The following is a 10,934-nucleotide window of genomic DNA, read 5'->3' on the forward strand; positions in this document are numbered from 1 at the left end:
CCATTGCCTGCATTGTTGTTGACAATGACCAAGTCTTTGACGCCAAGCTCAATCAATCCATCAATTAGCTCTGCGGGTTGTCCTGCGGTTCCAAAGCCCCCAATCATAATGGTTGAACCATCCTTGATTTGTGACAAAACCTCTGTCAATGAGCCGGCACGCTTATCAATCATCTGACTACTTCCTGTACTGTGTAGCACTCAATTTTTCATCCTAAAAGTCGATAAAACTAAGTTGAGTGTTTTGTTCGGATTTCTTATCTTTATTCTTGATAAATTCTGAACAGACTTCTATCTTCTAAAAGCTATTTTGTGCGATTATTATTTTTAATGTTCGATCATCGAACATTATCCAACTAAATTAGTCGTGTTTCGATTAGAATAATTATTCATCAAAGGATTTTGTAGGAATGCTCTAAATTATGGAAAATGATAAAAATAAAAATCGTCGCTTGATTCATCACCGTGAAAATAAGAAAGTGATTCGACATGAAGACTTTATCGCAGGGATTGCCAAAGGCTTGGCGATTTTAGATTGCTTCGGTCCTGAACGTCATCGTTTAAATATGAGTACAGCCGCAGAGAAAACAGGCATGACCCGTGCTGCTGCACGTCGTCATTTACTGACTTTAGAATACTTGGGATATTTAGACTTTGATGGTCATTATTATTATTTAACCCCCAAAATTTTAAAGTTCTCAGGTGCGTATCTGGATGGTTCTCCCTTACCTAAAATTTGTCAGCCTTTATTAAACTTACTCACCAATCAAACATCACTGATTTATTCAGTCATGGTGCTGGATGGTTATGAAGCCATTACCATTGCACGCAGTGCAGCGCATCAACAAACTGACCGTGTTAATCCTTATGGTTTGCATTTGGGTAACCGACTCCCTGCTCATGCCACATCCGCAGGCAAAATTTTGTTGGCACATCTAAATAAAGATGAGCAAAAAGAGTGGTTAGAAAAATATCCTTTGAAGCGATTGACTAAATATACCCATACAGACAGTGAAGTGTTTTTGGCATTGTTGCATGAGATTAAGGAACAAGATTGGTGCTACTCGTGTGAAGAACATGAGTTAGGTGTACATGCAGTTGCTGTACCGATCTATGATGCCAATGCTGATGTAGTTGCAGCTTTAAATATTGTGTCTCCAACGATCCGTACGACTCAAGATTATTTAATTACGCATATTTTGCCGTTGTTACAGGAAACAGCTCGCGACTTGAGACAAGTGGTTTAGGTGGGAAAGTTGATCATATAATTTAAGTTTGTTTATTATTTTCAGCTCATGTTATTATTAAAATTTAATAGATATCAAAATAATTTTTTGACGTTACTCAGTTTGAGATAAAATATGTTTTATACAAGAAAAATTTTTCTAACAATTTGTCTACTTAGTGTTTTAAATTCAGGCTGTGCTAAATCAACTGATAGCAACAACAATAATCAACAATATAGCGCTAATAATTCCGCTATTGATATCAATGAGATTAAGTCTAAAGCTGAAAAAGGTGATCCTGAAGCTCAATATAATATGGGAGTTTTGTTCACAGATGGTTATAAAGACCTAAAACCCAATATTATAGAAGCATTTAAATGGTATGAATTATCGGCTGATAAAGGATATGCAAAAGCGAAATATAATTTAGCTATTCTACTAAGTAGTGATTCAGGTATTAAAAATGATTATGCTCAAGCAAAAAAGTTATTTGAAGATGCAGCTGCTTTAGGCGATGTACCATCATTAAATGAGCTTGGTAATTTTTATAAAGATGGAATAGGTGTACAAGAAAATTACGCTCAAGCATCTGAATATTATTTAAAAGCAGCTAATGCTGGGTATTCTGCTGCTGAAAATAATATAGGTAATATGTATCTACATGGGCATGGAGTGTCACAAGATAAACTAAAAGCATCTCAATGGTATATAAAAGCTGCTGAACAAGGTGAGGTTGATGCTCAATATAATTTAGGGCTTATGTATTTTTTAGGTGATGGTATAAAGCAAGATTATTCACAAGCATATCAATGGTTTTTAAAAGCTGCAAATCAAGGTGAAAGTGGAGCACAATATCATTTAGGTAAAATCTATAAAGATGGTTTAGGTGTTAATAAAGATTTATCTTTAGCTAAAAATTGGTTTGAGAAATCTGCTCAAGCGGGTAATTCTCTAGCTTACGATGAATTATTACAACTTAAATAATATGCTTAAATTATAACTTCTGACTATTTCTTTAAAGAAAAAATTATTACTCCTATAGCAATAGTCAGCATTATAGAATTTAGAATAATTATTCAATAGCAATCATAATTGAAAGGCTCTATTAAAAAGAACCCACCACTCACTCCACAATAATAATAAAGAGAGCAGCTTATAATCCTAAATAAACAATATATTAAACCTAAAGAAAGAAATAAAAATTGAAAATCTTTTTCACTTTTACTTCTTAGTACACAGTTGATAAGCTTTTTTTGAATACACTACAAATTCACTATATTTTTTATTTGTTTCATCTAATACCTCTGGATCTTTATAAAAATCTGTTTTGAAATTTTCCACTAAATAATCAAAAGAGCATTTACATGTATTCTCATCAAATTCCCCAGATTCAGAACAACCAGCAATATAATTTAAACGTTCAACTTCAAATTGAGCATTTTTATTATTATTTGTTGTACATCCACTCAATGTAATCAACACAATCAATAGAAACTTTTGCATATAAAACCTTATTAAATTAGTCTATTCATTTTCACTTTTATTCGCCTTATCAATAACCTTATCATAAAAATATTATGCACCTTCGACAAGATATCCTTTCACTTCTCCGAAACTATAATCCTTAATTATTTTTTCACTCCTTAAACAATCTTCTTATTAGCGACTCTTTGCATAACTATAACAGGTCTAATATTACTACTTGTACAAAATTCTAAATTTTTCGCAGTGTTAAAATCAGTTCTCATATGTACATCACACCTTTAAGTTAATTTTACCATACTTCACTTCTACACAGCTCATTAAAGTTAATAGAATGAGTATTTGAAAATTAATCCAAAACAAAAAATAAGACTGAACCTCATAAATCAAATCAACATTAAAAAAAATGAAATAATAAAAATAAATAAAAAACAAATCTTTATAAGATATAAAAATCTTAATCTTTTTGCATAGAAATTTCCATTATCAAAACCTTTAAAAACTATTTTACAAAGATACTTAGTATGTTGAAAACTTTTTAAATTGAAATCCAAATAGTCAATTACAATCTTTTTATTAGTAAAATATTTAAACAAATAAAATCGAACTATACAAAATAAAATAACATAAAGCAGTAGTGATGATAAAAATAAAATTAAAATAATTCCATCCGACATTTATATTACACCCTAATTTAAAAGCCCTTGTAGAAAGATTAGTAGATTTTGAACAGTTCGTGATCGAACAATTTCTATAAATCAAGTCTTCATCTGTTGATTCATCACAAATTAAGCATCTTTAATAAGTTACTTGAAAACCATAAATCAACATAAAGTCCTTGTTATTTTTAGCCTTTCCTTTAGAGGAAAAAGGTACTTTTCTTACCCATGTAATTCATTCGACATCATATTTTTGACTTAAGAAAGAGACCTTATGATGACTTTTTGTCTTTAACCCCAAAGATAAATTCTATTAAAAAAACCCATATTGTTCCAACTAATCCAACTACTGAACAAACTTTTAAAGCAAAAATAAAGGAAAAGTCTGAACCACTTACTATTGATAAAAATAAACCTATTAAAAAACACGTTAGCCCAATTATAAAGCCACGTATAATAAAATTAATAATAGGATGCTCTACTGCTTTAAAGTTAGCAATGAATACACTCATTATTATCTCTACTAATATTGTTAACATTATTTTTCCTTAGAATCAAAAACTTAAAAAACTAGACAACCTGTTCAATCAATAAACCCCTTATTATTCCAAAAAAATTTAACAAATTAATTTTTACCACATAATCCTTTAAAATTTATTTCCATCAACTTCATCAGACTCATCAATAATTAGAACACCTAAACAACTAGGTTTTCAACAATATTTAAAATTAATTTTAAAATATTCATATAAAGCCATTTTAACTACTTCCGTGAAATTCTATCTATAAACTCTACAATTTTACCCCAAATCAAAATAAATATTGACGTAATAAATCCAATTAAAATCCCGTTTAATAAATTAAAAAAAATATCACCAACTCCAAAGTCATCAATTTTTAAATAAGCATAAAGAGTGCTAACAAAAAATAAAAATCCCAAGAATTATTGAACGGATAAAAAATACAAAACTGGATGATTATTACATCTAAAATGACTTCCAAAAAATTCAGATATACTATTTATCAACAAATAAAGCATAATTAATTTCGCTTTATTTTTCAGCTAATTTTTTGAGTTTAAATCTAACCATTTACATCCCATAAAGAATAAAGAAGCTAACAAACCAATTCCTAATGATGCGAAAAAAGATAATATTATTTTTTCTACATCCATTAAATCATTATTAAAAAAATCAATCAGCATATATAAAAAAAAGGCAGAAACACCTAAAACTATCCCTTTAAAAAAACTTATTAAATATGGATATTTTTCACTTTCATAATTAGAAACAAAGAAAGAAATGATTACTTCAGCAATAATTGTCAGCATTCTATTTTTTCGCCTCTTTTGCTTTCTGATCCGAAATAATTTTATTTGCCGTTCTAGAGGATGTTTGTTGCATAAGAAATTGATTACTAAAATAATCACATCAATCATATGATATTTTAATTATTATAATTACTTTTCATTTTTTGAACTTAGAACCAAGTATAAAAATACAAAAAAAATAATTAAAATAAACAATAAATCACTTACTAATGTAAAATAATAAGAATATGAAAAAAACTCTACTTTTTTAAGACCACTTCGACCACCACAGTATGCATATACTCCACACCCTAATACTTTCAGCATCAATAATATAATAAAAAAAATTGAACTATACTTATATATGATTTTTTCACTTTTCTAATCTTTTTTCACAATCTTCAACAATCTGATATGCAATTTTTTCAAATTTTCTTGCTTTCTCATTATCTTCCATTAATGATTTGTCCTTATAAAAATTTTTATCATATTTTCTTACTAAATCATTAAACTGACATTCACAAACACTTACACTAAGAGTACCTGATTCAGAGCAACCTGCTATAAAATTTATTTTCTCTTTATCAAATTCTGCTGAATTTTCACTACCTTTATAATTAGAAGAACATCCAATCAAAAAAATAAATGGTATATATTTACAAAAAAAACTCATAGCACTATTTCCTTTACTTTTTACTCTCTTTATCTTTTGAAATTTTTTCATTCACTAAATCATCAATTTCAAACCATCCATCAGTTGCCCAACCTTTTAACTTTCCAGGTATATCAACATAGTCTTTGATCACATTTCCAACTCCTTTTGCCATAGTCTTCTGGCCTGTCTTATTCAACTGACTAATTATATTATAAGAGCATTCAGTACAATTTCTTGCAGCTTTTTGCATATTAAACCCTTTCGCTAATTGAGTTACCCCCTTTCCTCGACTCATTTCTATACCCTTTGTGATTTTACTTCCTAAATTATAAGAAAAACTTTTATCATCTATTATATCCTTTATTTGTGGCAATCTTTTAAGTATATTTGTCACTGCTCCATTTGAAACCATATCACCATAAGGTGCTCTACTTCTATATTTTTTAATATAAAAGTGTCAACACCCCCTAATGATTTTGATTACTTCTTAAATGACAAAAATACTGCTACCAAAGCAATTACTAACATTATAAAATTTAAGATTATTGTCCAATAGTAATCATAAGTGAAAAGTTCTACTAAGAGAAACCTACCATTCACTCCACAATAATAGTAAACATAACAACTTAAAATTTTAAATAAAAAATATATTAAAGCTAAAGGAAGAAATAAAATATTGAAAATCTTTTTCATTTTCATTTCTTCATACACAATTGATAAGTTTTTTTGAATACATTACAAATTCACTATATTTTTGGTTTGTTTCATTTAATACCTCTGGTTCTTTATAAAAATCTGTTTTTTAAATTTGCTACTAAACAGTCAAAATAAAATTTAAAAGTATTCGCATAAAATTCTTAGCTTTTATTTTTTCCTCCATTTAAAAAATCAACCATCGATAAAAAAATAAAACAAACAAAGCCTATAAATTGCGTAACAATAAAAAAAAGAATTTGTTTACTGTATTCCATGACTTTATGATTTTCGATATACCCCACTATATTTCCTAAGGCATATCCAATTAAACCTATTGTTATGCCTTTAAAAAAATTTATCAGATACGGATGATCTTCTGATTTAAAGTTGGAAATAAAAATACTAATTATAACCTCTGCGATTAATTCCATTATTTCAGACTCTTACATCAGGTTTGGCATTATTTTGTTTTTTCCCATTATATTGACATTTCTTCTTCCCACCACTAATATCATAACTTAATGCAACATTTAGCTTATTGTAACTTTGATAAGTAAAATAACCTAAGTTTACTCCATCTAATTTAATATCATTAGTTGGAAAAGTAACACCTAATTCATTGTTATTTTCATCACAATAATATTCACCATAATTATTTTTTTCCACTAATCTCCATCCTTTTTCATATAATTTAGGTTTAACAATATTAATATAATTTTCCATATTAAAATTCCCCACTCTTTCTTCGAAGTAGTATGTTCTTATATTTCTTACATAGAATTTTTCAAATAAAACAAAATCATAGATTTCAAAAATATACTCCATATTTATAAAATAGTTGGACTCTTCAGGAGTAACATTTCTTTCTATTTGCCGTAAATTCATTCTATATTCAATATTTTTTTGATCAATACAACCAGAAAGTAATAACATTAAAGAAAAAAATATACTTAGAATAGTTTTCATCTACAATCCTCCAAATGAGTACATTAAACCTTTAGCATAAGGCTCGGTATCTTTAGTATTACCTATTTTCTTATTCTTAGACTCATCAATAATTAGAACACCTAAACAACTAGGTTTTCAACAATATTTAAAATTAATTTTAAAATATTTATATAAAGCCATTTCACTATTTCCGTGAAATTCTATCTATAAACTCTACAATTTTACCCCAAATCAGAATAAATATTGACGTAATAAATCCAATTAAAATCCCGTTTAATAAATTAAAAACAATATCACCAACTCCAAAATCATCAATTTTTAAATAAGCATAAAGAGTGCTAACAAAAAAATAAAAATTCCAAGAATTATTGAACGGATAAAAAAATACAAAACTGGATGATTATTGCATCTAAAATGACTTCCAAAAAATTCAGATATATTATCTATCAACAAATAAAGCATAATTATTTTCGCTTTCTTTTTCAGCTAATTTTTTGAGTTTAAATCTAACCATTTACACCCCATAAAGAACAAAGAGCATAACAAGCCAATTCCTATTGATATTAGAAAAAATAATAATACTCCCTGCAAATCCATTAAATCCTTATTAAAAAAATCAATTAGCATTCCTAAAATAAAACCAGATACGCCTAAAACTATTCCTTTAAAAAAACTAATTAAATATGGATATTTTTCACTTTCATAATTAGAGATGAAAAAAGAAATAATTACCTCAGCAATAATTGTCAGCATTCTATTTCTTTGCCTCTTTCGCTTTCTGATCCGAAATAATTTTATTTGACAATTTAATTTTACTACTTTGCTATTTTTAGTGTAAAAGTTTCAATACACCCTAATTATTTACATTCATCATTTCCACCTGTTCTGTACGAATACCCTATTTGCCATATATCATCTAATTGAGTTGCCACAATTCCATTTAATTTTTTATTATTGATCGATAGAGGTTCAATTGTTTCTATAATATTCCCATTGTTATCACAAAAGAATTTCTTACCATCTTCATCTTTGACTGCACGCCAACCACTTTTCTCCCATTCTGAAATGATTTTTTTATTTATATCAGGATTATATTTATTGTTTAATGTGTAAACATAAAGTATATAACGAGTGGTAATAATTTCTGAAGCCATAATGGGTTGATAATTTTCAAACCATTTACTGATTTCATGTTTTGCATTAATTTCATTTTCCTGAATTTTATTAGGCTCTTTATTTATTTCGCCACAGCCCATTAAACAAAAAATCACAAAATATAAGGATACTGATTTCATAGCTCAATTAACAAAATATGTTTTATAATAAAAAACAAAACGCATCTATTCTCTACACTCATAATTTCCACCTATACGATACTGATAACCAACTAACCATTCACTTTCTTGCTGAGCAGCTAAAATTCCATTTACCTTCTTATTGCTTATTGAAAAAGGTGTAACTACTTCCATAATATTTCCATTTTTATCACAAAAAAATTTTTTACCCTCATCATCTGTAACTGTTCTCCAGCCATTTTTCAACCATTCTGACAAAATTTTTTTATTTATATCAGAGTTATAATTTTTATCTAAAGTCAACACATAACTCACATAACGTGTTGTTATAATTTCTGAATTTAGATCAGGACTATACTCATCAAACCATTTACTCACTTCATTTTTCCCATCAATCTGTGCTTGTTGAATTTCAGTTGGTTGTTGTGTTAACTCACCACACCCCATAAAGTTAAACACAAAGCAATAGAATAAAAAATTTCTCATAATAATTACCTTAAATTTTAAGATCTGATTCTTATTTTTTATAAAAAATACTGATGCTTATTTTTCAACATTTTCTCTTCCAATTTCACATATCCCTGCAATAAAGCTTATAACTAATCCAAAAAATAGAGAACAACCAGCCAACCAATTTAAACTTTTCATTATATCTTGATCGTTTGATTTGAAAAAAATTAAAAACATTGCTGTTATCACACTTATGATAATAGTTCTTAAAAAGAAAGTTAGATAGGGTTTATTCTTAATTCTTAAAAAAGATGACAGCATAGTAATAAAAAATTCTAACATCATAATTTCCTATAATTTTACACTATTTCATACTTTTATCCTTCTGATTATTTTTCTTCTGCTCTTGCTCCTCATTTTATAACCTGCTATAGAATTAGCACCTAATTTAGTACCCCAAATAATTTGTTCTTGATAATTGCACATCCCTTTTTATCCGCACTCATATACAGGATTTTTACATTTTCACACCAAGTTCTTTTAACTTTTGTTGAGCTTCAATGTTTCCTTGCATTCCAGATTTCTTTAACCAGATTACAGCTTCATTTATATTTTTGTTTTTGTCTTTGTCTAGTAATATTAGTGCTAATTGAAGTTGAGCATTTTCATGATTTTGATTAGCAGCCAATCTATAATAATACTCTGACTTATTTAAATTTTTTTCTCCACCTATTCCTCTTAAATACATAATACCTAATCCATTTTGAGATGGTGCATCACCTTTTTTTGCTGCTTTTTCTAGCCACTCTTTAGCAGCTTTTTCATCTTTAGGAAATCCATCTATTCCATTTAAATAATTCATTGCGACATTATATTGTGCATCAATATTGCCTGCCTTGGCTAACTCTAATTCATAGCTTTTTTCATATGAAGCACTATTTGCACATCCACTAAAAATTAAAAATATACTTAAAATCATCAAAATTTTCATAATTACTTACTCTACAAACCATTGATATTGATATTAATTGGAGGTTGCTGTTTTAATGCCTCAGGAGGAAGCTCTTTAACTACAGGTCTATTTAACGGTGTTGGACTAAAGCCTGGAGCTGAAACTGTTCTTTTTTTGTCAAAACAACCTCCCGGACCACAAGCAGCTTTTTCTGAAACACCACAATAGCTCCACTTTTCTTTCACTCTTATTACTTTACCTAAAAATGTACCTATTGCGGCATTTGTTGTAGCATTACCATTATCTTTTTTAATTTCAGTTGCAGCAGATCCTAAAGCCTTACCTCCCCATGAAACCCCTTTTCCACCAGTTGATCCTTCAATAGCCGCCCCTCCCCATGCACCTTTTAAGTTATTAGGATAAATTGTGGAATTATTATCAAAAAAGGCAATTCCACCTGAAGTTCTACCTGCTGGTACCACACTTGTACCTCCCACTCCCATTGCCACAGCATCAATCTCCAAATTAACTTGATATTTGTCTATACATTGAGAGGTTAAATTATAATTACCATATATAGCAGGACCCACCGTCCACGTAGTTTCTTTGCCTGTAAATCCAACTAAACCTAAAGGATCAATCCACTTTTTAGGATCACTCACATATTTCGTACTATGTAATCCACCAAATAACCCAATCGGGTCTTTACTCACATACCTTGCACTATACGGCTCGTAATAACGATAACGATTATAGTGTAAACCTGTTTCTTTATCGTAATATTGCCCCTGAAAACGAATATTACTATGTCCAAATGGGTTGTCTTGTTCGATTGCCTTAATTTCTAAAGCTGTACCCCATGTGTCCTGTTTAATTTCCCAAATACACTCGCCTAACTCATTGCTTAAGGTTTGTGGTGTGCCCACTTGATCACAGTGATAAAACGCAACACGTTCCAATTCAGCTTTGTTCTTTTGGGTGTCTGTTTTCCACACTGGATCTTTATAAATCGAATAAGGGACATCTTGGAATTGACGATAATCAGGTGTTTCTATCAGTTGAATAAAACGGGTATAGCCTGTTTGTAATAACGGTACAAAGCTATCTGGTTCATAGACATAATGTTTGGTGTAGTTTTGTTTGTTGAGTTGATTGGAGTTGGTTTTGTATGACTCCCAGATCATCAAGTCACCATCCCAACCAAATAAGGTTAGACTATCCTCAGTGGTATTTTTCTTAAATAATCGACGACCAAATACATCA

The 10,934-nt window shown here is 29.1% G+C and carries 16 protein-coding genes; 2 read left to right on the top strand and 14 right to left on the bottom strand.

Features of this window, described 5'->3' with window-relative positions:
• On the bottom strand, positions 1–173 hold a 173-nt coding region (locus ACINWC743_RS00185), incomplete at its 3' end, for a CoA-transferase (RefSeq protein WP_009583887.1).
• A 248-nt stretch (positions 174–421) separates the two neighbouring features.
• Here ACINWC743_RS00185 and pcaU point away from each other — a divergent pair.
• Together pcaU and ACINWC743_RS00195 are read left to right on the top strand one after the other, a co-directional pair.
• Positions 422–1,246 carry an IclR family transcriptional regulator PcaU gene (pcaU, locus tag ACINWC743_RS00190; RefSeq protein WP_004828614.1) on the top strand — a complete coding sequence of 275 codons (825 nt, stop codon included), beginning with the start codon at positions 422–424 and terminating at the stop codon, positions 1,244–1,246.
• Between the two features lie 114 nt (positions 1,247–1,360).
• Positions 1,361–2,209: a tetratricopeptide repeat protein gene (locus ACINWC743_RS00195; protein WP_009583892.1), complete on the top strand. Its 849-nt coding sequence runs from the start codon at positions 1,361–1,363 to the stop codon at positions 2,207–2,209.
• A gap of 237 nt (positions 2,210–2,446) precedes the next feature.
• Here ACINWC743_RS00195 and ACINWC743_RS00200 read toward each other — a convergent pair whose 3' ends face one another.
• The 13 genes from ACINWC743_RS00200 to ACINWC743_RS24645 form a co-directional block, all read right to left on the bottom strand.
• Positions 2,447–2,728, bottom strand: a complete 282-nt coding sequence (locus ACINWC743_RS00200) for a hypothetical protein (protein WP_009583888.1) — start codon at positions 2,726–2,728, stop codon at positions 2,447–2,449.
• Positions 2,729–3,638: 910 nt separating this feature from the next.
• On the bottom strand, positions 3,639–3,905 hold the full coding sequence (locus ACINWC743_RS00205; RefSeq protein WP_035299844.1) for a hypothetical protein: 267 nt from the start codon (positions 3,903–3,905) through the stop codon (positions 3,639–3,641).
• A 524-nt stretch (positions 3,906–4,429) separates the two neighbouring features.
• A complete protein-coding gene (locus ACINWC743_RS00210; protein WP_009583883.1) occupies positions 4,430–4,696 on the bottom strand; it encodes a hypothetical protein in 267 nt (88 codons plus the stop codon).
• Positions 4,697–5,048: 352 nt separating this feature from the next.
• Complete coding sequence (locus ACINWC743_RS00215) at positions 5,049–5,399, bottom strand: hypothetical protein (RefSeq protein WP_035299845.1); 351 nt, start codon at positions 5,397–5,399, stop codon at positions 5,049–5,051.
• Positions 5,362–5,742 (bottom strand): hypothetical protein, encoded by a 381-nt coding sequence (locus ACINWC743_RS00220; protein ID WP_009583886.1) that lies wholly within the window; start codon positions 5,740–5,742, stop codon positions 5,362–5,364. Before ACINWC743_RS00220 ends, ACINWC743_RS00215 begins: the two co-directional genes overlap by 38 nt.
• A gap of 445 nt (positions 5,743–6,187) precedes the next feature.
• Positions 6,188–6,457: a hypothetical protein gene (locus tag ACINWC743_RS00225; protein ID WP_009583891.1), complete on the bottom strand. Its 270-nt coding sequence runs from the start codon at positions 6,455–6,457 to the stop codon at positions 6,188–6,190.
• A 4-nt stretch (positions 6,458–6,461) separates the two neighbouring features.
• A complete protein-coding gene (locus tag ACINWC743_RS24640; protein WP_009583884.1) occupies positions 6,462–6,992 on the bottom strand; it encodes a hypothetical protein in 531 nt (176 codons plus the stop codon).
• Between the two features lie 468 nt (positions 6,993–7,460).
• Complete coding sequence (locus tag ACINWC743_RS00235) at positions 7,461–7,727, bottom strand: hypothetical protein (RefSeq protein WP_009583894.1); 267 nt, start codon at positions 7,725–7,727, stop codon at positions 7,461–7,463.
• Between the two features lie 104 nt (positions 7,728–7,831).
• Positions 7,832–8,269 carry a hypothetical protein gene (locus ACINWC743_RS00240; RefSeq protein ID WP_049044436.1) on the bottom strand — a complete coding sequence of 146 codons (438 nt, stop codon included), beginning with the start codon at positions 8,267–8,269 and terminating at the stop codon, positions 7,832–7,834.
• A 45-nt stretch (positions 8,270–8,314) separates the two neighbouring features.
• Positions 8,315–8,755, bottom strand: a complete 441-nt coding sequence (locus ACINWC743_RS00245) for a hypothetical protein (RefSeq protein ID WP_009583879.1) — start codon at positions 8,753–8,755, stop codon at positions 8,315–8,317.
• A 57-nt stretch (positions 8,756–8,812) separates the two neighbouring features.
• On the bottom strand, positions 8,813–9,061 hold the full coding sequence (locus ACINWC743_RS00250) for a hypothetical protein (RefSeq protein ID WP_035299849.1): 249 nt from the start codon (positions 9,059–9,061) through the stop codon (positions 8,813–8,815).
• A 175-nt stretch (positions 9,062–9,236) separates the two neighbouring features.
• Positions 9,237–9,710 (bottom strand): tetratricopeptide repeat protein, encoded by a 474-nt coding sequence (locus tag ACINWC743_RS00255; protein WP_009583885.1) that lies wholly within the window; start codon positions 9,708–9,710, stop codon positions 9,237–9,239.
• Positions 9,711–9,721: 11 nt separating this feature from the next.
• Positions 9,722–10,934, bottom strand: a 1,213-nt coding sequence (locus tag ACINWC743_RS24645; protein WP_009583893.1) for an RHS repeat-associated core domain-containing protein, incomplete at its 5' end; no start/stop codon positions are given.

The sequence above is a fragment of the Acinetobacter sp. WC-743 genome (assembly GCF_000335555.1).
Lineage (GTDB): Bacteria > Pseudomonadota > Gammaproteobacteria > Pseudomonadales > Moraxellaceae > Acinetobacter > Acinetobacter bereziniae.

Bases quoted from the DNA above. Each gene is read 5' to 3' on its own strand.
- ACINWC743_RS00220 (WP_009583886.1), bottom strand. From the start codon at position 5,742: ATGGTTTCAAATGGAGCAGTGACAAATATACTTAAAAGATTGCCACAA.
- ACINWC743_RS00235 (WP_009583894.1), bottom strand. From the start codon at position 7,727: ATGCTGACAATTATTGCTGAGGTAATTATTTCTTTTTTCATCTCTAAT.
- ACINWC743_RS24640 (WP_009583884.1), bottom strand. From the start codon at position 6,992: ATGAAAACTATTCTAAGTATATTTTTTTCTTTAATGTTATTACTTTCT.
- pcaU (WP_004828614.1), top strand. From the start codon at position 422: ATGGAAAATGATAAAAATAAAAATCGTCGCTTGATTCATCACCGTGAA.
- ACINWC743_RS00210 (WP_009583883.1), bottom strand. From the start codon at position 4,696: ATGCTGACAATTATTGCTGAAGTAATCATTTCTTTCTTTGTTTCTAAT.
- ACINWC743_RS00195 (WP_009583892.1), top strand. From the start codon at position 1,361: ATGTTTTATACAAGAAAAATTTTTCTAACAATTTGTCTACTTAGTGTT.
- ACINWC743_RS00255 (WP_009583885.1), bottom strand. From the start codon at position 9,710: ATGAAAATTTTGATGATTTTAAGTATATTTTTAATTTTTAGTGGATGT.
- ACINWC743_RS00245 (WP_009583879.1), bottom strand. From the start codon at position 8,755: ATGAGAAATTTTTTATTCTATTGCTTTGTGTTTAACTTTATGGGGTGT.
- ACINWC743_RS00250 (WP_035299849.1), bottom strand. From the start codon at position 9,061: ATGTTAGAATTTTTTATTACTATGCTGTCATCTTTTTTAAGAATTAAG.
- ACINWC743_RS00240 (WP_049044436.1), bottom strand. From the start codon at position 8,269: ATGAAATCAGTATCCTTATATTTTGTGATTTTTTGTTTAATGGGCTGT.
- ACINWC743_RS00215 (WP_035299845.1), bottom strand. From the start codon at position 5,399: ATGAAAAAATTTCAAAAGATAAAGAGAGTAAAAAGTAAAGGAAATAGT.
- ACINWC743_RS00205 (WP_035299844.1), bottom strand. From the start codon at position 3,905: ATGTTAACAATATTAGTAGAGATAATAATGAGTGTATTCATTGCTAAC.
- ACINWC743_RS00200 (WP_009583888.1), bottom strand. From the start codon at position 2,728: ATGCAAAAGTTTCTATTGATTGTGTTGATTACATTGAGTGGATGTACA.
- ACINWC743_RS00225 (WP_009583891.1), bottom strand. From the start codon at position 6,457: ATGGAATTAATCGCAGAGGTTATAATTAGTATTTTTATTTCCAACTTT.